The organism is Cupriavidus sp. R6-3 (assembly GCF_059772245.1).
Genome location: NZ_JCBAJO010000063.1, coordinates 1 through 22,142 on the forward strand (window position 1 = coordinate 1; position 22,142 = coordinate 22,142).

The following is a 22,142-nucleotide window of genomic DNA, read 5'->3' on the forward strand; positions in this document are numbered from 1 at the left end:
GCGCCAGGCAGGAGGCGAGCGCCGCTGCCAAGGTCGTTGCTTTCATGCTGTCTCTCCGAGATGTGTGATGTCGCCGGGCGTCGCCCGGCGTTCTGTCTTTGCGCGCAGACGGGCTAGCGGAACGCAAGTTGCATGCCGTGGTGGCATGGATCACATGCGCGGGGCGGGATGGAGACAGGCTTGAAGCCTTGGTCGGCAAGCCCGGGAAGCGGTGCAGATTTCGCGCGTGGCGGCGGGCTTGCCGGCGCCGCCACGCACTGCGGGATGACGGATCGGCCCGGATGCGCGATCGGCTCGGATCGCCGATCGGCTCGGATGGCGATCGGCCCGGATGCGCGATCGGCTCGGATCGCCGATCCGCTCGGATGGCGTTCGGCCCGGATGCGCGATCGGCTCGGATCGCCGATCCGCTCGGATGGCGATCGGCTCGGATGGCGTTCGGCTCAGATGGCGATCGGCTCGGATGGGCAATCGGTGAGGATCGCTGATCAGCCCGGATGGCTGACCAGCGCCGATGGCCGATCAGTGCGACATCGCGCCGGCGGTGCGGCCACCGCGATGGACCACGCCGTCGGCGCGGTCGAGGCGGCCGCTCCAGACCGTCAGCGCCAGCGCGACCAGCACCACCGCCGCGCCGATCCACGGCGTATGCATCAGGCCAAGGTGCGTCACGATCAGGCTACCCGCCCACGCGGCCCCGGCGATGCCGAGATTGAACGCCGCGATATTCAGGCCGGAGGCGACGTCGACCGCCTGCGGCGTAAAGCGCTCGGCCTGCTTGACGACATAGACCTGCAGGCCGGGCACGTTGCCGAATGCGACCGCGCCCCAGGCCAGCACCGTCGCCACCACCAGCCAGCGGTGCGGCGCGGTGAAGTTCAGCACCAGCAGCACCGCGGCCAGCAGCACGAACATCGTCTTCAGCGCCGGGATCGGGCCGTGGCGGTCGGCCAGGCGGCCGCCCCAGATATTGCCCGCGGCGACCGACAGGCCGTACACCAGCATCACCAGGCTGACGGCGCCGGCGTCGAAGCCGGACACGTCCTGCAGGATCGGCGCGAGGAAGGTGAAGGGAATGAACGAGCCGCCGTAGCCGATCGCGGTCTTGGCATAAACCAGCAGCAGCCGCGGTTCGGCCAGCACGCGCGCCTGCTGCATCAGCGAGGCGGGCGGCGTATGGCGGATCCTCGACGGGACGAACAGCAGGCTGCCGACGAAGGCGATCACACCCAGCGCCGAGACGGCCAGGAAGGTCTCGCGCCAGCCGAAATGCTGGCCGATGAAGGTGCCCAGCGGCACGCCGGTGACCAGCGCGACGGTCAGGCCGGTGAACATGATGGCGATCGCGCTGGCCGCCTTCTCGCGCGGCACCAGACCGGTCGCGATCGTCGAGCCGATCGAGAAGAACACGCCGTGGGCGAGGCCGGTCAGCACGCGGGCCAGCACCAGCGAGCCGTAGCCGGGCGCCTGCCAGGCCAGCAGGTTGCCGAGCGTAAACAGCGCCATCAGCGACAGCAGCAGGGTCTTGCGCGGCAGCCGGCCGGTCAGCGCCGTCAGCAGCGGGGCGCCGACGGCGACGCCGAGCGCGTACAGGCTGACCAGCAGGCCGGCCGAGGGGAGCGACACGTTCAGATCGGCCGCGACGGTGGGAATCAGGCCGACGATGACGAACTCCGTCGTGCCGATGGCGAATGCGCTGATCGTCAGCGCGAGTAAGGCGAGGGGCATGATGGCCTCCAGGTATCAGGTGTCAGGTATCAGGGATCGGAATGGCACGCATTGTGACCCTGGCAGGCTTGCCGATTAATCCGTTAATATGCAGAAAATACTTGATCCGTAGTCAATAATTGCGGCCCCTGCTCGCCATGCCGGCGCCCCCGGCTGGACCCGCCGGAGCGGTCCCGCTCGATCCCGCAGGAACATCCGCCATGAAAATGACCCTGGAAGAATTGCTGGCCTTCGTCACCGTGGTCGACAGCGGCTCGATCACCGCCGCGGCCGACCAGCTGGGCCAGACCGTGTCCGGCGTCAGCCGGGCGCTGGCGCGGCTCGAGGACAAGCTCGCCACCGCGCTGCTGCGCCGGACCACGCGCCGGCTCGAGCTGACCGAGGAGGGCGCCGCGCTGCTGGCGCATGCCCGCGCGATCCTTGGCGCGGTCGACCAGGCCGAGGACCAGATCGCGCTGCGGCGGCAGAAGCCGGCCGGCAAGCTGCGCATCAACGCCGCGTCGCCGTTCATGCTCCATGTGGTGGTGCCGCTGGTCGACGACTTCCGCCGCGCCTATCCCGAGATCGAGCTGGAGCTGCACAGCAGCGACCAGATCATCGATCTGCTGGAGCACCGCACCGATGTCGCGATCCGCATCGGCGCGCTGCGCGATTCGACGCTGCATGCCCGGCCGCTGTGCCACAGTCGCCTGCGCGTGCTGGCCAGCCCCGCCTACCTGAAGGCGCACGGGCGGCCGCGCTCGGTCGGGGAGCTGGCCCGTCACAGCCTGCTGGGCTTCACGCAGCCCGACAGCCTGAACCGGTGGCCGCTGCGCGACGAGGCCGGCAACGAGTTCGAGATCACGCCGGCGGTGTCCGCCTCCAGCGGCGAGACGCTGCGCCAGCTGGCGCTGGCGGGCCAGGGCGTGGTGTGCCTGGCCGACTTCATGACCGCGCAGGACCGCGCCCGCGGCGACCTGGTGCAGCTGTTTCCCCGCGAGACGCTCGACGTGCGCCAGCCCATCCACGCGGTCTACTATCTGAATACCCAGCTGTCGGCGCGGATTGCCTGCTTTCTGGACTTCCTGGCGGCGCGGATGCAGGACGACGCCCCGAGCCAGGTCGCGGAACGGCCGCCGGCCATGCGCCTGCGGCATTAAGGCGTCTTTGGTATACTGTCGCGTTTCCCCGCGCGACCGGGAACGCCCCCGCCAGGGCCAGCCGCACGGCATTCGCCCCCTGCCCGGCAGGGACAGCCAGGGCACCATCCCGTCGCCAATCTTCCAGGTCGAACCGACCGCAAGCATGACTTACGCCGTCAAGGAAATCTTCTACACGCTGCAGGGCGAGGGCGCCAACGCGGGCCGCGCCGCCGTGTTCTGCCGCTTCGCGGGCTGCAATCTGTGGACCGGCCGCGAGCAGGATCGCGAGCAGGCGATCTGCCGCTTCTGCGATACGGATTTCGTCGGCACCGACGGCACGCTGGGCGGCAAGTACCGCAGCGCCGAGGAACTGGCCGCGCAGGTGGCCTCGCAATGGCCGCAAGGCGCGGGCGGCCGCCCGCTGGTGGTCTGCACCGGCGGCGAGCCGCTGCTGCAGCTCGATGCGCCGCTGATCGACGCGCTGCACGCGCAGGGCTTCGAGATCGCGATCGAGACCAATGGCACGATCGCGGTGCCGGACGGCATCGACTGGGTCTGCGTCAGCCCGAAGATGGGCGCCGAACTGGTGGTCACGCGCGGCGACGAACTCAAGGTCGTGATCCCGCAGCCCGGCCAGGACTTCGCGGCATACGAGGCGCTGGATTTCCGCTATTTCCTCGTGCAGCCGATGGACGGCCCGCTGGCGCGCGAGAATACGGCCCTCGCCGTCGATTTCTGCCAGCGCCATCCGCGCTGGCGCCTTTCGCTGCAAACCCACAAGCTGCTGGGCATCCGCTAGGCGTCTGCCGCACGGGTCCCGGCACCGGTCTTCATGAACAAGCAAGTCTCGATCACGCGCCGCCTCGAATTCGACGCCGGCCACCGCATCCCCAACCATGGCGGCCAATGCCGCAATATCCATGGCCACCGATATCGGCTCGACCTGACGCTGTCGGGCGAGGTGCTGCATCGCGAGGGCGCGGCGGACGAGGGCATGATCCTGGACTTTGGCGACATCAAGGCGCTGGCGAACCGGCATCTGGTCGACAAGTGGGACCACGCCTTCCTGATCCATCGCGGCGACACCGCGCTGCTCGAATTCCTGCGCGGCATGGAGGGGCACAAGACGGTGGTGCTCGACGCGATTCCGACCGTCGAGAACCTGGCGCAGATCGCCTTCGACATGCTGGCGCCGGTGTTCAAGGACTGCTTCGGGCATCATCTGCAGCTGACCCGGCTGGTGCTGTTCGAGACGCCGAACTGCTGGGCCGAGGTGACCGCGCCCGCCGTGGCGCCGGCGCAGGACTGAGGGCGTTCCGGCGTCTCGCGGAATTGATTGACGCAAACTCGCCGCCAACTTGCCGCCAGTCAGCACCAAATCAACGCCGATTCAACGCCGATTCAACGCCGACCCGCTGCCTCAACTCACCACCAAATTCGCCACCGACGCGCCGATGACCGACACGCCGCCGCCATCGTCCACCGCCGCCGCCACGCCGCCCTTCGAAGGACCGCAGGCCGACGAGCGCGACCAGCGCTTCATGCGCGCCGCGCTGGAGGAGGCCCGGTTGGCGGAAGCCGCGGGCGAGGTGCCGGTGGGCGCGGTGGTGGTCTGGAACGACGCGATCATCGCGCGCGGCCACAATCTGCCGATCCGCTCGCGCGATCCGTCGGCGCATGCCGAAATGCAGGCGCTGCGCGCGGCCGCGCAGGTGGTCGGCAACTACCGCATGCCCGAGTGCGAGCTGTACGTGACGCTGGAACCGTGCGCGATGTGCAGCGGGGCGATGCTGCACGCGCGGCTGCGCCACGTGGTATTCGGCGCGACCGATCCCAAGACCGGCGCCGCCGGCAGCGTGCTGGACCTGTTCGCCGAGGCGCGGCTCAATCACCAGACCACGATACGCGGCGGCGTGCTGGCCGACGAATGCGGCCAGCTGCTGCGCGACTTCTTCCGGGCGCGGCGACGCGCGCAGAAGGCGGACCGTGCCACCGCGCCGCTCGGCATCGAGCGTGGCGTTGGCCCCGGCGCCGAGCCCAGCATCGAGCCCACCAGCATCGAGCCCACCAGCACCGAGTTCATCAGCGCTGAGCCCAGCGCCGCGCCCGGCGCCGAACCGTCATCCGATTCGCAGGGAAAGACCGACGCATGAACGCGCCCATCGAAGTCCGCCTGATCGCTCCCTCCGGCTATCCGCACGACATGGCCGTCGCCACCCGCGGTTGCGACTGGCTGCGGGCGCACGGCTACCACGTTGCCAACCCGGAAGTGCTGGACCGCCGCCATCAGCGCTTCGGCGGCACCGACGACGAGCGGCTGGCCGACCTGCATGGCATCGGCATGGGCGCGCCAGGCGCGCTGACGCTGGCGGTGCGCGGCGGCTACGGCATGGCCCGTCTGCTGCCGCGCATCGACTTCGACCGCATCGCCGCGCAGGCCCGCCGCGCGGCCACGCCGATCGTCGGCCACAGCGATTTCACGGCCTTCCAGCTGGCGTACCTGGCCAGGGCGGGCGGCATCAGCCTGGCCGGCCCGATGCTGCTGGCCGACTTCGGCGCCGAGCCGGTGGACCCCTATATGTGGCGGCATTTCGAAGGGCTGCTGCGCGCCTCGTCCTATACCGTCGACATCGACGCGCCGCAGGAAGGCGGCCAGCCGTTCTCTGGCGAGGTGGCGGGCACGCTGTGGGGCGGCAATCTGGCGATGCTGTGCAGCCTTCTGGGCACGCCGTACCTGCCGCAGGTCGACGGCGGCATCCTGTTCCTCGAGGACGTCAACGAGCCGCCTTACCGCGTCGAGCGCATGCTGCTGCAGCTCGAGCAGGCCGGCGTGCTGGGCGCCCAGCGCGCGATCCTGCTGGGCGACTTCTCCAGCTACCGCGTCAGCGACTATGACAACGGCTACGATCTGCCGGCCGTGGTGGCCTATCTGCGCGAGCGCCTGCCGGTGCCGGTCGTCACCGGGCTGCCGTTCGGCCACTGCACGCGCAAGCTGACGCTGCCGGTGGGCGGGCAGGGCGTGCTGCGCGCCTCGGCGGACGGCTTCACGCTGACGATGTCGGGGCATCCGCGGCTGGCCGGGGCGGCCTGAGCGCGCGGTGTGGGCGCCCCGCTGAGGGCCCGGCCCGGATCGCAGCATCTGATTGAAGGACCCGCCGCAGGATCCGATCGCAGGCCGGCATCCCTACCCGCCGCCATCCTCGCGCCCGATTGCGCCAGGAATGGTAAAATCTCCGATTCTTCGCGAGGTGAAGGGCTCAGGCCTGTCCGGCCACGTGCCACGGTCGCTCCGTTGGCCCAGCCCGCCGCGCCATGCGGCACGCCTTCGGCGGCTTCGCCGATCTGTCGCGTCCACCGGGCCCCTTCACCGGCCGCCATCACCGCTACACCGCATTCCAAAAGGTTCTTCGACGTGCTATCTACCGCAAACATCACCATGCAGTTCGGCCCCAAGCCCTTGTTCGAGAATATCTCGGTCAAGTTCGGCGAGGGCAACCGCTACGGCCTGATCGGCGCGAACGGCTGCGGCAAGTCCACCTTCATGAAGATCCTCGGCGGCGACCTGGAGCCGAGCGCCGGCAACGTGATGCTGGAACCGGGCGTGCGCCTGGGCAAGCTGCGCCAGGACCAGTTCGCCTATGAGGACATGCGCGTGCTCGACGTGGTGATGATGGGCCATACCGAGATGTGGGCGGCGGCGCAGGAGCGCGACGCGATCTACGCGAACCCGGAAGCGACCGACGAAGACTACATGAAGGCCGCGGAGCTCGAGGCCAAGTACGCCGAGTACGACGGCTACACCGCCGAGGCGCGCGCCGGCGAGCTGTTGCTGGGCGTGGGCATCCCAACCGACCAGCATCAGGGCACGATGAGCAATATCGCGCCGGGCTGGAAGCTGCGCGTGCTGCTGGCGCAGGCGCTGTTCTCGAATCCGGACGTGCTGCTGCTGGACGAGCCGACCAACAACCTGGACATCAACACGATCCGCTGGCTGGAACATGTGCTCAACGAGCGCAATTCCACCATGATCATCATTTCGCACGATCGCCACTTCCTGAACTCGGTCTGTACGCACATGGCCGACATGGACTACGGCACGCTGAAGGTCTACCCGGGCAACTACGACGACTACATGGAAGCGTCGATGCAGGCCCGCGAGCGCCAGATGGCCGCCAACGCGCGCGCCAAGGAGCGGATCACCGAACTGCAGGACTTCGTGCGCCGCTTCTCGGCCAACAAGTCCAAGGCCCGCCAGGCCACCTCGCGCCTGAAGCAGATCGACAAGATCAAGGTCGAGGACATCAAGCCGTCGTCGCGCCAGAACCCGTTCATCCGCTTCGAGTTCGAGAAGAAGCTGCACAACCTGGCGGTGACCGCCGAGAACATCAGCAAGGCCTACGACCGCCAGATCCTGAACAACCTGTCGCTGTCGATCCAGGCCGGCGAGCGTGTCGCCATCATCGGCGAGAACGGCGCGGGCAAGACCACGCTGCTGCGCTGCCTGCTGGACGGCGCGGTGCAGACGGGCGTGCAGCGCGGCATCGAGGTCGATCACGGCACCGTCAAGTGGGCCGAGAACGCCAACGTCGGCTACATGCCCCAGGACACCTACGAGGAGTTCCCGGAAGAGACCAACCTGATGGACTGGATGACCCAGTGGACGCAGGCCGGCGACGACGACCAGTCGCTGCGCGGCACGCTGGGCCGGCTGCTGTTCTCGGCCGACGACATCAAGAAGTCCGTCAAGGTGCTGTCCGGCGGCGAGAAGGGCCGCATGATCTGGGGCAAGCTGATGCTGGGCCGCCATAATGTGCTGGCGCTGGACGAGCCGACCAACCACATGGACATGGAATCGATCGAGTCGCTGCAGATCGCGCTCGACAAGTTCACCGGCACGCTGATCTTCGTCTCGCACGACCGCGAATTCGTCAGCGCGCTGGCCACGCGGATCATCGAAATCCGCACCGACGGCACGGTGACCGATTATCTGGGCACCTACGACGAATATCTGGAGTCGCAGGGTATCGCCGGCTGACGGTTTCTGTCACGCCTGCTGCTCACCGCCCGCCACCGCGGGCAGGCTGGCGAACGAAAGGCCGCAAGAAGGCCGCAACGCATCGACGCGTTGCGGCCTTTTTTCATGGCTGGCGAGCGGTACCGCGCGCGATTATCGGCGGGATATTGGCAAGCGCAGGCCGCGCGCCGGGCGGCGAAGCGATATCGCCGGACAAAATCGGCTCTACAATGTCGGCACGGAAAACATTGATAACAACGGCAAACGCCCTGAAACACCTGAATCAGGTTGGAAACGCTGAAAGGCTGTACGCCTGACGGCTCACCGAGGAATTGTGGCTATGCAACAGCGAGACAAACTCTTTATCAACGGCAAATGGGTCGCCCCGCACGGCACCGGGCAGATCGACGTCATCCATTCCACCACCGAGGAGGTGATGGGCCGGATTCCCGAGGGCCATGCGCGCGACGCCGAGGACGCCATCCAGGCGGCCCGCGCCGCCTTCGACGGCTGGGCCGCCACGCCGCCGCAGCAGCGCGCCGACTATATCCGCAAGATCGCCGAGGGCCTGAAGGCGCGCACCGAGGAGCTGGCGCAGCTGATCGCCGCCGAGGTGGGCATGCCGATCAAGCTGGCCCGCGCGATCCAGGTCGGCGGCCCGGTCTTCAACTGGAGCCAGGCGGCCAAGCTGGTCGAGTCCTTCACCTTCGAGGAAGAGGTCGGCAATTCGCTGGTGGTGCGCGAACCGGTCGGCGTGGTCGCCGCCATCACGCCGTGGAACTACCCGCTGAACCAGATCACGCTGAAGGTTGCGCCCGCGCTGGCCGCGGGCTGCACGGTGGTGCTCAAGCCGTCCGAGGTGGCGCCGCTGAACGCCTTCGTGCTGGCCGAGGTGATCGAGGCCGCAGGACTGCCGCCGGGCGTGTTCAACCTGGTGACGGGCTATGGTCCGGTGGTCGGCGAGGTGCTGGCCAGCCACCGCGAGGTCGACATGGTGTCGTTCACCGGCTCGACCCGCGCCGGCAAGCGCGTCTCCGAGCTGGCCGCGCAGACCGTCAAGCGCGTCGCGCTGGAACTGGGCGGCAAGTCCGCCTCGGTGATCCTGGACGACGCCGACCTGCCGGCCGCGGTCAAGGGCACCATCAACGCCTGCTTCCTGAACTCCGGCCAGACCTGCTCGGCGCATACGCGGATGCTGGTGCCGCGCGCCCGTTATGACGAGGTCAAGGAGATCGTCAGGAAGGTGGTGGCGGGCTTCACCGTCGGCGATCCGCTGCAGGAGACCACCAAGCTGGGACCGCTGATCTCGGCTGCGCAGAAGGACCGCGTGACGGGGTACATCCAGCGCGGGCTCAACGAGGGCGCCGAACTGGTGGCGGGCGGTACCGAGCCGCCGGCCGGCCTGGACAAGGGCTTCTTCGTGCAGCCGACCGTGCTGGGCAACGTCGATCCCAAGGCCACCGTCGCGCAGGAAGAGATCTTCGGCCCGGTGCTGTCGATCATCTGCTACGACACCGAGGAAGACGCGGTGCGCATCGCCAACGACAGCGTCTACGGCCTGGGCGGCGGCGTGTGGTCGGGCGACGAGGCGCGCGCGATTCGCGTGGCGCGCCGCATTCGTACCGGCCAGGTCGATATCAATGGCGGCCCCTTCAACATGATGGCGCCGTTCGGCGGCTACAAGCAGTCGGGCAATGGACGCGAGGCCGGCAAGTACGGACTGGAGGAGTTCCTCGAGTACAAGGCGCTGCAGCTGAAGAAGCCCGCGGCCTGAGCGCCGACCGATTGGAAGATGCCCGGCCTGTCCGGGCATTTTTACGTCGGCGATAATCGACAACGACACGACACCGCAACGAACGGTTGGACGGGGGAGGGGAAGGCGATGCATTGGCTCAAGCGGCTGGCATGGCTGACGGTGATCCTGGCGGGGCTGGCGCTGGCCGCGGCCATCGGCGGCTATGCCTGGTATCGGCAGGCGTCGCAGCCGACGGTGGCGGGCACCGTCGCGCTGGCGGGTTTGCACGGGCGCGTCACCATCGTGCGCGACCGCCATGCGATTCCGCGCATCGAGGCCGGCGATCCGCTCGATGCGTATTTTGGGCTGGGCTTCGTCCATGCGCAGGACCGGCTCTGGCAGATGCAGATGAACAAGCGCATCGCCTCCGGCCGGCTGGCCGAAATCCTCGGACCGAGCGCGCTGCCGACCGATCGCTTCCTGCGCACCATCGGCGTGCGCCGCAATGCCGAGGCCGCCTTCGCCGCCAGCACGCCCGAGACGCGCGCCGCGCTGCAGGCCTATGCCGACGGCGTCAATGCCGGCATCGACAGCCACCAGGGCCCGTTGCCGCCCGAATTCGCGATCCTGCGCACCGTGCCCGAACGCTGGGAGCCGGCCGATACGCTGGCCTGGCAGACCATGATGGCCTGGGACCTGAGCGCCAACTGGAGCCGCGAGGTGCTGCGCATGCGGCTGGCGCAGACGCTGCCGCTGTCGCGCATCAACGAGCTGCTGGCGCCGTATCCGGGCGAGCAGCCGCTGCGCACCACCGACTATCCCGCGCTGTACCGCCAGCTGGCCCCGCTGACCACGGCGATGGCCAGCGTCGAGGCCGCGGCGCCGCGGGGGCTGGTCGAAGGCATGGGATCGAACAACTGGGTCGTATCGGGCGCCCATACGCGCTCGGGCAAGCCGCTGCTGGCCAACGATCTGCATCTGGGCCTGCAGGCGCCGGCGCTGTGGTACTTCGCCACGCTGCGCGCGCCGGGGCTGGACGTGACCGGCGCCACCTTGCCGGGCATGCCGGTGGTCGTGATCGGCCATACGCCACGCATCGCCTGGGGCTTTACCAATACCGCGCCGGATCTGCAGGACCTGTATATCGAGCGGCTTCGTCCCGGCCGGCCCGAGCAGTACCAGACGCCGAACGGCTGGGCCGATTTCGCGGTGCGCGAGGAGACCATCCGCGTCAAGGACCAGCCCGACGTGATGATCCGGGTCCGCTCGACCCGCCACGGGCCGGTGATCTCCGATGTCGCCGACCCGCTCGCGGCCGCCGTCGCGCCGCTGGGCGCCCAGTATGTGGTGGCATTCCAATGGGTCGCGCTGCGGCCGGACGACCGCACCGTGCAGGCCGGCCTGAAGCTGAACCGCGCGCACGACTGGACCAGTTTCACAGAGGCGTTGCGCGACTTCCACACGCCCCAGCAGAGCGCGGTCTATGCCGATGTCGACGGCAACATCGGCTTCATCGCGCCGGGCCGCGTGCCGCTGCGCCACGCCGCCAACGATCTGAAGGGCCTGGCTCCGGCGCCCGGCTGGGACGCGCGCTACGATTGGAACGGCTTCATTCCGTTCGAACGGCTGCCGCGCAGCTTCAATCCGCCCGGCGGCATGGTGGTGACCGCGAACCAGAAGATCGTGCCGGACGACTATCCGTACTTCCTGACCAGCGAATGGACCGTGCCGTATCGGCACGACCGCATCCGGGCCTTGCTTGGCGCGCGGCGGCAGCACACGCTCGATACGTTCGCGGCGATCCAGAAGGACGAGCTGTCGCTGGCGGTCAAGGACGCCTTGCCGCTGCTGCTCGGTGCGTCGATTGCCGCCGACGAAACGCGTCCGGCGCGCGAGCGCGAGCTGTTCGCCGCGCTGGCGCGGTGGGACGGCACGATGTCGGCGGACCGCGCAGAGCCGCTGGTCGCCACCGCCTGGCTGCGCGAGCTGTCGCGCGGCATGTTCGAGGGCAAGGTCGGCGATGGCGTGTTCGCACGCATGTGGGAGCAGCGCAATGTGCAACAGGCGATGCTGAACGTGCTGCGCAGCTCGCGGGGCCTGGGGCGCTTCTGGTGCGACGATCCCAAGACGCCGGCGCCCGAGGACTGCAACGACGCGATGGGCGCCGCGTGGATACGGGCCATCGCCGATCTGCAGCAGCGCTACGGCGACGATCCGCGGCGCTGGCGCTGGGGCCAGGCCCATGCCGCCCGCGCCGAACACCGGCCGTTCGCCAAGGTGCCGTCGCTGGCCGGGTTCTTCAACGTCAAGGTGCCGACCGGCGGCGACACCTATACCGTCAATGCCGGCCGCCACAACCTGGGCGACGAACAGGCGCCGTTCGAGAACGTGCATGGCGCCAGCGTGCGGGCGATCTACGACCTGGCCGATCTGTCGGCCTCGCGCTTCATCACGCCGACGGGGCAATCAGGCAACGTGTTGTCGCCGCACTATCGCGACTGGACCGAGCAATGGGCGCGCGGCGAGTACGTGACGATCCAGGGGGCCGGGCATCCGGCGGGGGCGAAGGCGTTCGAGACGCTGGTGCTGACGCCGGCGGCGCGCGATGGCGGCCGGACGAGCGGGGCGAGCCGGTGAGGGCTTGTCGGGCCAGGGCTCTGCGGATCAGTGGACTCTGCTGATCAGGGCGCTCTGCTGATCAGGGCGCTCTGGATCAAGGCTCTCCGGATCAGAGGGGCCAGAGGCGCCAGAGCGGCCAGAGGGGCCAGAGGCGCCAGAGGCGCCAGAGCGGCCAGAGGGGCCAGAGGGGCCAGAGGGGCCAGAGGGGCCAGAGGGGAGCCCTAGTCGCGCTGGAAACGGCGCGCGGTGGCTTCGCGCGTGATGCGTTCCCACACCGCCTGCTTTTCCGCGTCGCTCATGAAGACCCAGTTGCTGACCTCCATCGCGGTGCGGCCGCAGCCCTGGCAGACCTCGTCGAACAGCGTCGAGCAGATGCCGACGCAGGGGCTGTCGGGACGGTCGAACAGGCTGTCGTCGGTGGTCTCGGCGGAGTCGGGCAGGGCGAGCGGGTCTGGCGCGGAATCGGGGCGGGTTTGCGGCATGGCGGCTGGGTGTGGCAAAGGCGGCCATTATAAGCGGCGGGGTGGGGCGGTGCCGCGGCGCGGTGTGGCGCCGATCGGCAATATTCTCCGCTCAGCGCGTCGACCACTGCATCGTCCACCGGCGTTGTCCACCGGTGTCGGCTACCGGCGTCGGCTACCGGCGTCGGCTACTGGCGTCGGCTGCCGCGTCGTCGATCGGATTACCTGCCGGGTAATTGAGCGTCGGCGACGCCGGCTGCCATCATGGACTCACCACGACGCACCCACGATTCCCTCTCAGGAGCCCGCATGATGTCTTCCCTGACCCCACTCTCCGCCACCGGTACCTATGCCGAGGTCGCGCCCCGCATTCGCGCGATGGTCGAGGAAATCCTGATCGGCTCGCCGGTGGCCCGCACGCTCGGCGTCGCGCTCGACGTGCTGGCGCCCGAGCATGTCGAGCTGGTGCTGCCGTTCAGTCCCGGCGATGTCACGGTCGGCAAGACGGTGCACGGGGGCGTGATAGCGACGCTGATCGATATCGCCGGCGCGGCGGCGGCGGCGTCCGGCGCGGACCCGGACAAGGTGCGCGGCGGCGCGACCAGCGCGCTGTCGATCCAGTATGTGGCGCCGGCCGAGGCGGCCGCGCTGCGCGCCGTGGCGACGGTGGTGCGCCGCGGCCAGCGGCAGATCGCCACGGAGATCACGGTCTATGCCGAACAGCCGGAGGCGGGCACCGTGGTGGCGAAGGCGCTGATGAATAGCGTGTTGTTTGGTTGAGGGCCAGGGAGGCCCGGGCGCTGCCGAGACGTGCCGAAACGGGCCGAGACGGGACTGTCCGCCGCTGTGCGGTGACCGTCGTCCCGTTGGACATTGCGTTGAAACGCAATTAACCGCCAGATTTCCCGCCCACCGCCATGACATGCCGGGCCGACAAGCGGCCCGGCATCCCTGCCATCAGGCAACCGGGTTCCAGTCGCCCGGCATCCGCACCCAGCCTTCCATCAGGATCCGGGCGCTGCGGCTCATGATGGCCTTCTTCACTACCCATTCGCCGTCCACCTGCTCGGCCTCGGCGCCGACGCGCAGCGTGCCGGACGGATGGCCGAAGCGCACGGCCTGGCGTTTGCCGCCGCCGGCAGCGAGATTGACCAGGGTGCCGGGAATGGCCGCCGCGGTGCCGATCGCCACCGCCGCCGTGCCCATCATCGCGTGGTGCAGCTTGCCCATCGACAGCGCGCGCACCAGCAGGTCGATGTCTTCGGCGCGCACCGGCTTGCCGCTCGACGCGGTATAGCTGGCCGGCGGGGCGACGAAGGCCACCTTGGGCGTGTGCTGGCGCCGCGCGGCCTCGTCCACGTTCTGGATCAGGCCCATGCGCACGGCCCCGTAGGCGCGGATGGTCTCGAACATCGCGAGCGCCTTGGGATCGCCATTGATCGCCTCCTGCAGCTCGGTGCCGGTGTAGCCGATCGCGTCGGCGTTGACGAAGATGGTCGGAATGCCGGCATTGATCATCGTCGCCTGCAGCGTGCCGACACCCGGCACCTCGAGGTCGTCGACCAGGTTGCCGGTCGGGAACATCGCGCCGCCGCCGCCTTCCTCCTCGGCCGCCGGGTCCATGAACTCGAGCATGATCTCGGCAGCGGGGAAGGTCACGCCGTCCAGCTCGAAGTCGCCGGTCTCCTTGACCATGCCGTCGACGATCGGCACATGCGAGACGATCGTCTTGCCGATATTGGCCTGCCAGATGCGCACGGTGGCGACGCCCTCGCGCGGGATGCGCGCCGGATCGATCAGCCCGGCGGAGATCGCGAACGGGCCCACCGCGGCGGACAGGTTGCCGCAGTTGCCGCTCCAGTCGACGAAGGGCTGGTCGATCGCGACCTGGCCGAACAGATAGTCGACGTCGTGGTCGGGCCGGCTGCTGCGCGACACGATCACCGTCTTGCTGGTGCTCGACGTCGCCGCGCCCATGCCGTCGATCTGCTTGCCGTACGGGTCGGGGCTGCCGATCACGCGCATCAGCAGCGCATCGCGGGCGGGGCCCGGCGACTGCGCCGCCTCGGGCAGGTCCTGCAGGCGGAAGAACACGCCCTTGCTGGTGCCGCCACGCATATAGGTGGCGGGGATGCGGATCTGGGGAAGGGAAACCATGGATGCCTCGTGCTGATTCAGGGTGGAGCGCCGCGCCCGGTTCATGCAGCCGATGCGGCCGAGGCCGCCCGCGCCGCCTTGGTCGAATCGAGGAAGTCCTGCGCGAAGCGCTGCAGCACGCCGCCGGCTTCGTAGATCGACACTTCCTCGGCGGTATCGAGCCGGCAGGTCACCGCGGTCTCGACGCGCTCGCCGTTCCTGCGGTGGATCACCAGCGTCAGGTCCGCGCGCGGCTTGCGCTCGCCGATCACGTCGAAGGTCTCGGTGCCGTCGATCTGCAGCGTCAGGCGGTTGGTGCCCGGCTTGAACTCCAGCGGCAGCACGCCCATGCCGATCAGATTGGTGCGGTGGATCCGCTCGAAGCCTTCGGCGACGATCGCCTCCACGCCGGCCAGCCGCACGCCCTTGGCTGCCCAGTCGCGCGACGAGCCCTGGCCGTAGTCGGCGCCGGCGATGATGATCAGCGGCTGCTTGCGCTCCATGTAGGTCTCGATCGCTTCCCACATGCGCACGACCTTGCCCTCCGGCTCGATGCGCGCCAGCGAACCCTTCCTGACCTTGCCGTCGACCACCGCCATTTCATTGACCAGGGTCGGGTTGGCGAAGGTCGCGCGCTGCGCGGTCAGGTGGTCGCCGCGGTGGGTCGCGTACGAATTGAAGTCTTCCTCGGGCAGGCCCATCTTCGCCAGGTATTCGCCGGCGGCGCTGTCGGGCAGGATCGCGTTGGACGGCGACAGGTGGTCGGTGGTGATGTTGTCGCCGAGCACCGCCAGCGGACGCAGGCCCTTGAGCGTGCGCTCCCCGGCCAGCGCGCCTTCCCAGTACGGCGGGCGGCGGATATAGGTGCTCTGCGGCCGCCAGTCGTACAGCGGGCTGATGGTCTCGGCGTTGGCCGCCTGTACCGCGAACATCGGCTCGTAGACCTTGCGGAACTGCTCGGGCTTGACGCTTTGCGCGACGATCGCGTCGATCTCCTCGTCGCTCGGCCAGATGTCCTTCAGCGTCACCGGCTGGCCGTTCGCGTCGTGGCCCAGCACGTCGCGCTCGATGTCGAAGCGGATGGTGCCGGCGATCGCGTAGGCGACCACCAGCGGCGGCGAGGCCAGGAAGGCCTGCTTCGCGTAGGGATGGATACGGCCGTCGAAATTGCGGTTGCCCGACAGCACCGCGGTCGCATACAGGTCGCGCTCGACGATCTCCTGCTGGATCGCCGGATCGAGCGCGCCCGACATGCCGTTGCAGGTGGTGCAGGCGAACGCGACGATGCCGAAGCCCAGCCGTTCGAGCTCGGGCAGCAGTCCGGCTTCCTCCAGATACAGCTGCACCACCTTGGAGCCCGGCGCGAGCGAGGACTTGACCCAGGGCTTGCGCGTCAGGCCGCGCGCGTTGGCGTTGCGCGCCAGCAGGCCGGCGGCGATCACGTTGCGCGGATTGCTGGTGTTGGTGCAGCTGGTGATGGCGGCGATGATCACGGCGCCGTCCGGCATCTGTCCCGGCACTTCCTGCCATTGGCCGGCGATGCCCCGTTCGGCCAGCGCGGTGGTCGGCAGGCGCTTGTGCGGGTTCGACGGGCCGGCCATATTGCGGACCACGGTCGACAGGTCGAACTCGAGCACGCGCTCGTATTCGGCGTCCTCCAGCGTATCGGCCCACAGCCCCGCCGTCTTCGCGTAGGTCTCGACCAGACGCACCTGCTCGTCGCTGCGGCCGGTCAGGCGCAGATAGTCGATGGTCTGGCCGTCGATGAAGAACATCGCCGCGGTGGCGCCGTATTCGGGGGCCATGTTGGAGATGGTCGCGCGATCGCCCAGCGTCAGGCTGGCCGCGCCTTCGCCGCGGAATTCGAGATAGGCGCCCACCACGCGCTGGCTGCGCAGGAATTCGGTCAGCGCCAGCACGATGTCGGTCGCGGTGATGCCCGGCTGCGGCTTGCCGCGCAGCTCGACGCCGACGATGTCCGGCAGCCGCATCCACGACGCGCGGCCCAGCATCACGTTCTCGGCCTCGAGGCCGCCCACGCCGATGGCGATCACGCCCAGCGCGTCGACATGGGGCGTATGGCTGTCGGTGCCGACCAGCGTGTCGGGGTAGGCGACGCCGTCGACGGCATGGATCACCGGCGACATCCGCTCCAGATTGATCTGATGCATGATGCCGTTGCCCGGCGGGATCACGTCGACGTTCTTGAACGCCTTGCGGGTCCACTCGATGAAGTGGAAGCGATCCTCGTTGCGGCGCTCCTCGATCGCGCGGTTCTTGGCGAAGGCATCCTTGTCGAAACCGCCGTGCTCGACCGCCAGCGAATGGTCGACGATCAGCTGGACCGGCACCACCGGATTGACCTGGGCCGGATCGCCGCCCTGGTCGGCGATCGCATCGCGCAGGCCGGCGAGGTCCACCAGCGCGGTCTGGCCGAGGATGTCGTGGCAGACCACGCGCGCAGGGAACCACGGGAAGTCCAGCTCGCGCTTGCGTTCGATCAGCTGGGTCAGCGCCGCGTTCAGCAGCGACGGGTCGCAGCGGCGCACCAGGTTTTCGGCGAGCACGCGCGAGGTGTAGGGCAGCTTGTCATAGGCGCCGGGCTGGATTGCATCGACCGCGGCGCGTGCGTCGAAATAGTCCAGGCCCGTGCCGGGCAGCGGTTTGCGGTAGGCAGTATTCATGGGGAGGGGATCAATACGGGTCGTGCTCGGCGCGCCGTGGTGTGTCGTGGGACATGCGGACTGCGGGCGGAAGCGGAGCGCGTGGCGCGGCCGCTCCCGCCCGGATCTGCCGCATCAGCGGCGCTTCTCGATCGGCACGAACTTCAGGTTGTCCGGGCCGATGTAGTTGGCGCTCGGGCGGATGATCTTGTTGTCGATGCGTTGCTCGATGATGTGCGCGGCCCAGCCGGAGGTCCGCGCGATCACGAACAGCGGCGTGAACATCGCGGTCGGCACGCCCATCATGTGGTAACTGACGGCGCTGAACCAGTCGAGATTGGGGAACATCTTCTTGATGTCCCACATCGTGGTCTCCAGGCGCTCGGCGATGTCGAACATCTTCATCGAGCCGGCGTCCTTCGACAGGCGGCGCGCGACTTCCTTGATCACCTGGTTGCGCGGATCGCCGGTCGTGTAGACCGGATGGCCGAAGCCGATCACGACTTCCTTGTTCTCGACGCGGCGGGTGATGTCGGCCTGGGCCTCGTCGGGCGTGTCGTAGCGCTTCTGAATCTCGAACGCGACCTCGTTGGCGCCGCCGTGCTTGGGGCCGCGCAGCGCGCCGATCGCGCCGCAGATCGCCGAATACATGTCGGAACCCGTGCCGGCGATCACGCGGCCGGTGAAGGTCGACGCGTTGAATTCGTGCTCGGCGTACAGGTTCAGCGAGGTGTGCATCGCGCGTTCCCACAGCTCGCTGGGCTTGCGGCCGTGCAGCAGATGCAGGAAGTGGCCGCCGATCGAATCGTCGTCGGTCTCGACCTCGATGCGCCGGCCGTTATGGCTGTAGTGGTACCAGTACAGCAGCATCGAGCCGAGCGAGGCCATCAGGCGGTCGGCGATGTCGCGCGCGCCCGGCAGATTGTGGTCTTCCTTCTCGGGCAGCACCGTGCCGAGCACCGACACGCCGGTGCGCATCACGTCCATCGGATGGGCCGAGGCCGGAACCCATTCCAGCGCGGCCTTGACGTTGGCGGGCAGGCCGCGCAGCGCGCGCAGCTTGGCCTTGTAGCCGTTCAGCTCGGCCTGGGTCGGCAGCTTGCCGTGCACCAGCAGATAGGCGATCTCTTCGAATTCGCAGGTCTCGGCAACGTCGAGGATGTCGTAGCCGCGATAGTGCAGGTCGTTGCCGCTGCGGCCGACCGTACACAGCGCGGTATTGCCGGCGACGACGCCGGACAGCGCGACGGATTTCTTGGGCTTCGGGGTGGCTTGCGCCGGAGTGGCTTCGGACATGTCGTCTCCTTGCTTCGCTCTGTTCTGATTACTTGGCCTTGGCTTGCGCGAACAGCGCATCCAGCTTCTGTTCGTATGCATGGTAGCCGATGCTCTCGTAGAGCTCGGCGCGCGTCTGCATGGTGTCCAGCACGTTCTGCTGGGTGCCGTCGCGGCGGATCGCCGCGTAGACGTTCTCGGCGGCCTTGTTCATCGCGCGGAACGCCGACAGCGGGTAGAGGATCATCGCGACGCCGGCGCCGGCCAGCTCGTCGCGCGTAAACAGCGGCGTGGCGCCGAACTCGGTGATGTTGGCCAGCACGGGCACCTTCACCGCGTCGACGAACTTGCGGTACATCGACAGGTCGGTCATCGCCTCCGGGAAGATCGCATCGGCGCCGGCCTCGACGCAGGCCACCGCGCGTTCGATCGCCTTGTCCAGGCCCTCGACCGCCAGCGCGTCGGTGCGCGCCATGATGACGAAATGCTCGTCGGTGCGCGCGTCGACCGCGGCCTTGATGCGGTCGACCATCTCGTCCTGCGAGACGATCTCCTTGTTCGGCCGGTGGCCGCAGCGCTTGGCGCCGACCTGGTCCTCGATGTGCATTGCGGCGGCGCCGAACTTGATCAGCGAGCGCGTGGTGCGCGCCACGTTGAAGGCCGAGGCGCCGAAGCCGGTGTCGACGTCGACCAGCAGCGGCACGTCGCAGACATCGGTGATGCGGCGGATGTCGGTCAGCACGTCGTCGAGGTTCGAGATGCCGAGATCGGGCAGGCCCAGCGAGCCGGCCGCGACGCCGCCGCCGGACAGGTAGATCGCGCGGTAGCCGGCGCGCTTGGCCAGCAGGGCGTGGTTGGCGTTGATGGTGCCGACGACCTGCAGCGGCTGCTCGTCGGCCAGGGCCTGGCGGAAACGGGCGCCGGCCGAGCGGGCCAGGTCTTGGGAGGTCAGGGTCATGATGGCGTCCTGGGTGAGCGGAATGCCGGCAGAGCGCAAGCGGCGTGCCAACGGCGTGGCGGGTTGCGGGGTGGCGTGATTTGACCAGTCCGGACAAGGGCTAGCGGGTGTTTTCCCCGCCTCAGGTGGCGTGTCCGACGCTTGAGTTGCATTTCAAGTTTGAATTCCATCTCCGTGAGTTGAAATGCAGCGCCGGTGGGCGCAGAATGCAGCGGCGGCGCGTAACGTGCTGGCGTCAACGTCCTATTGTGGCCGGTTTTGTTCGTCCGCTGACTGCGGTCTGCAGCGTTCGCCATCTTGTTTCGCGTTGGCCGTGGCTTGCGGCGTTCGCCATTTTCCTTCGATCCATGACTCCCGCTACCCCGATCCCTCCTGGCCGGCCTCGCATCTGGGCGGTCGGCATCAGCCGGCTGTCGCGTGCCTTCGCCGATCTGATTCCTTCCTATGCCGCCCAGGCGGACTTCCGGCTCGTCGGCAAGGGCTACGAGGCGGCCGCCAGTGCGATCGCCCGGGAGGCCAGGGAAGGGCGGCTCGACGCGGTGGTCGCGGCCGGCTCGAACGGCGCCTATCTGCGCCAGCATGTGGACGTGCCGGTCACGCTGGTCAAGGTAACGGGGTTCGACGTGCTCAGCGCGCTCGCTACCGCGCGGCGCATCTCGCCGCGGGTCGCGCTGGTGACCCACGCCGCCACGTATCCCGAAGTCGACGAGTTTGCGAGGGAGTTCGGCCTGCCGATTCCGTCGTATACGTACCTGACCGAGGACGACGCCACGGTGCGCGTCAAGGCGCTGCGGCAGGAGGGCATCGAGGTCGTGGTCGGACCCGGGCTCGTGACGGAACTCGCGGATCGGCTCGGGCTGACGGGGGTGTTCCTGTACTCGGGGCAGTCGGTCAAGCTCGCGCTCGAGGACGCGATCGAGGCGGCGCGGCTGCGGCGCATCGAGTCGAGCCGGCGCGAATACGTCAATACGATCCTGGCGCATCTGAACGAGGGCGTCGCGGCCGTCGATGCCGACGGGCGGATCCAGTCGTTCAATCCGGCGATGGAGCGCTTCCTCGGCACGCCAGCCGCCGATGCAGTCGGCCGCAAGCTGCAGGGCCTGGCTCCCGATCTGTCGCTCGACAGCGTGATGCGGACCGGCGCCAAGGAACTCGAGGCGATCCACAAGCTGGGCGACCGCATGGTGGTGGTCAACCGGATTCCGATTCTGATGGAAGGCAGTCCCGCGGGCGCGGTGTTGACGATTCAGGATGCCAATGCGATCCAGCGGGTCGACCGTCATCTGCGCCGGCGCGCCAGCGCGCGCACGACCGGCGTTCGCTATCGGCTCGACGATCTTGCGGGGGAATCGCCGGCAATGCGCCAGCTGCGCGAACTGGCGCGGCGCTATGCGGCCGTCGATTCCACCGTGCTGATCAGCGGCGAGAGCGGCACCGGCAAGGAGGTGCTGGCGCAGGGCATGCACGATGCCAGTCCGCGCCGCGCGTTTCCGTTCGTGGCGATCAATTGCGCGGCGTTTCCCGAGGCGCTGCTCGAGAGCGAGCTGTTCGGCTACGAGGAGGGCGCGTTCACCGGCGCCCGACGCGGCGGCAAGGCGGGGCTGTTCGAGTCCGCGCATAACGGCACCCTGTTCCTGGACGAGGTCGGCGACATGCCGCCGGCCCTGCAGACGAGGTTGTTGCGCGTGCTGCAGGAAAAGCAGGTGCTGCCGATCGGCGGCGTGGACGCGGTACCGGTCAACGTGCGCGTGATCGCCGCCACGCATCGGGATCTTGCCGCGCTCGTGCGCGACGGGGCGTTTCGCCAGGATCTCTACTACCGGCTGAATATCCTGCGGATCGCCATGCCGCCGCTGCGCGAACGGAAGGCGGACCTGCCGGAGCTGGCCGAGTTGCTGTACCGCCGCGCGCAGCAACGGCTCGGATTGCCTCGACCGGACAGCCTGCCGGAAGCGGCGCGCAGCCGGCTGACGGCGTATGGCTGGCCGGGGAACATCCGCGAGCTGGAGAACGTGGTGGAGCGGATTGCCGTGTTGTTGGCGGGGAGGGCGCTCGGCGAGGAAGCGCTGCTGCGCGAGTTGCGTGCGACGGTGCCCGAGCTGTTCGGTGGCGAAGGGATGGACGCGGCGCCGCCGGCAGTGGGGAGTGCGCGATCAGGCAGCTATTCGCTTGTGGGAGTGGCGCGTTCATCCCAGGCGGAACATATCCGCCGTGTGCTGGACGAATGCGGTGGGGATCGCGCCGCGGCGTGCCACCTGTTGGGCATCAGTCCGACCACCTTGTGGCGGCGGCTCAAAGAGGCAGCTTGAGGCCACTTACGGCACGTCGACGGTCGCACGAAAAAGCGCTTGCAATGGCTGTCACGCTCCCTTAATATTCGCCCCCTCGCAGCCGAACGGCGGCGGGGTTGGCGGGGAAGGCGAAGGCGCTGT

At 68.6% G+C, this 22,142-nt stretch carries 16 protein-coding genes; 10 read left to right on the plus strand and 6 right to left on the minus strand.

Annotation, left to right across the window (positions count from 1 at the left end; all coding sequences use genetic code 11):
* Positions 1-522 precede the first annotated feature (522 nt).
* The gene (locus tag AC6EI8_RS12440; protein ID WP_498382055.1) at positions 523-1,728 is read right to left on the minus strand and encodes an MFS transporter; all 1,206 of its coding nucleotides are present in this window, start codon (positions 1,726-1,728) and stop codon (positions 523-525) included.
* 200 nt (positions 1,729-1,928) lie between these two features.
* Between AC6EI8_RS12440 and AC6EI8_RS12445 the strand changes: the two genes are divergently transcribed.
* The 8 genes from AC6EI8_RS12445 (at position 1,929) to AC6EI8_RS12480 (ending at position 12,235) form a co-directional block, all read left to right on the plus strand.
* Complete coding sequence (locus AC6EI8_RS12445) at positions 1,929-2,867, plus strand: LysR family transcriptional regulator (RefSeq protein WP_265632485.1); 939 nt, start codon at positions 1,929-1,931, stop codon at positions 2,865-2,867.
* A gap of 145 nt (positions 2,868-3,012) precedes the next feature.
* Complete coding sequence (gene queE / locus AC6EI8_RS12450; RefSeq protein ID WP_064577063.1) at positions 3,013-3,648, plus strand: 7-carboxy-7-deazaguanine synthase; 636 nt, start codon at positions 3,013-3,015, stop codon at positions 3,646-3,648.
* A 33-nt stretch (positions 3,649-3,681) separates the two neighbouring features.
* Positions 3,682-4,158, plus strand: a complete 477-nt coding sequence (gene queD, locus AC6EI8_RS12455; RefSeq protein ID WP_149318970.1) for a 6-carboxytetrahydropterin synthase QueD — start codon at positions 3,682-3,684, stop codon at positions 4,156-4,158.
* 145 nt (positions 4,159-4,303) lie between these two features.
* Positions 4,304-5,002: a tRNA adenosine(34) deaminase TadA gene (gene tadA / locus AC6EI8_RS12460; RefSeq protein ID WP_407648488.1), complete on the plus strand. Its 699-nt coding sequence runs from the start codon at positions 4,304-4,306 to the stop codon at positions 5,000-5,002.
* Positions 4,999-5,940: a muramoyltetrapeptide carboxypeptidase gene (ldcA, locus tag AC6EI8_RS12465; RefSeq protein ID WP_498382056.1), complete on the plus strand. Its 942-nt coding sequence runs from the start codon at positions 4,999-5,001 to the stop codon at positions 5,938-5,940. Before tadA ends, ldcA begins: the two co-directional genes overlap by 4 nt.
* A gap of 321 nt (positions 5,941-6,261) precedes the next feature.
* Positions 6,262-7,884, plus strand: coding sequence for an ABC-F family ATPase (locus tag AC6EI8_RS12470; protein WP_149318968.1), 1,623 nt, complete (start codon positions 6,262-6,264; stop codon positions 7,882-7,884).
* Between the two features lie 319 nt (positions 7,885-8,203).
* Complete coding sequence (locus AC6EI8_RS12475) at positions 8,204-9,637, plus strand: aldehyde dehydrogenase family protein (RefSeq protein WP_149318967.1); 1,434 nt, start codon at positions 8,204-8,206, stop codon at positions 9,635-9,637.
* A gap of 108 nt (positions 9,638-9,745) precedes the next feature.
* Complete coding sequence (locus AC6EI8_RS12480; protein WP_498382057.1) at positions 9,746-12,235, plus strand: penicillin acylase family protein; 2,490 nt, start codon at positions 9,746-9,748, stop codon at positions 12,233-12,235.
* A 203-nt stretch (positions 12,236-12,438) separates the two neighbouring features.
* Here the strand turns inward: AC6EI8_RS12480 and AC6EI8_RS12485 are convergent, their stop codons facing one another.
* The gene (locus AC6EI8_RS12485) at positions 12,439-12,699 is read right to left on the minus strand and encodes a DUF1289 domain-containing protein (RefSeq protein WP_150081493.1); all 261 of its coding nucleotides are present in this window, start codon (positions 12,697-12,699) and stop codon (positions 12,439-12,441) included.
* Between the two features lie 288 nt (positions 12,700-12,987).
* Between AC6EI8_RS12485 and AC6EI8_RS12490 the strand changes: the two genes are divergently transcribed.
* Positions 12,988-13,458 (plus strand): PaaI family thioesterase, encoded by a 471-nt coding sequence (locus AC6EI8_RS12490; protein ID WP_498382058.1) that lies wholly within the window; start codon positions 12,988-12,990, stop codon positions 13,456-13,458.
* A gap of 177 nt (positions 13,459-13,635) precedes the next feature.
* Here the strand turns inward: AC6EI8_RS12490 and prpF are convergent, their stop codons facing one another.
* The 4 genes from prpF to prpB form a co-directional block, all read right to left on the minus strand.
* On the minus strand, positions 13,636-14,835 hold the full coding sequence (gene prpF, locus AC6EI8_RS12495) for a 2-methylaconitate cis-trans isomerase PrpF (RefSeq protein WP_498382059.1): 1,200 nt from the start codon (positions 14,833-14,835) through the stop codon (positions 13,636-13,638).
* 41 nt (positions 14,836-14,876) lie between these two features.
* Positions 14,877-17,498, minus strand: coding sequence for a Fe/S-dependent 2-methylisocitrate dehydratase AcnD (acnD, locus tag AC6EI8_RS12500; protein ID WP_149318963.1), 2,622 nt, complete (start codon positions 17,496-17,498; stop codon positions 14,877-14,879).
* A 114-nt stretch (positions 17,499-17,612) separates the two neighbouring features.
* Complete coding sequence (gene prpC / locus AC6EI8_RS12505) at positions 17,613-18,773, minus strand: bifunctional 2-methylcitrate synthase/citrate synthase (protein WP_150081489.1); 1,161 nt, start codon at positions 18,771-18,773, stop codon at positions 17,613-17,615.
* A 28-nt stretch (positions 18,774-18,801) separates the two neighbouring features.
* Entirely contained in the window at positions 18,802-19,710 is a 909-nt protein-coding gene (gene prpB, locus AC6EI8_RS12510) for a methylisocitrate lyase (RefSeq protein WP_043438308.1), read from the minus strand.
* Positions 19,711-20,057: 347 nt separating this feature from the next.
* Between prpB and prpR the strand changes: the two genes are divergently transcribed.
* Positions 20,058-22,019 (plus strand): propionate catabolism operon regulatory protein PrpR, encoded by a 1,962-nt coding sequence (prpR, locus tag AC6EI8_RS12515; RefSeq protein ID WP_498382060.1) that lies wholly within the window; start codon positions 20,058-20,060, stop codon positions 22,017-22,019.
* Positions 22,020-22,142 lie beyond the last annotated feature (123 nt).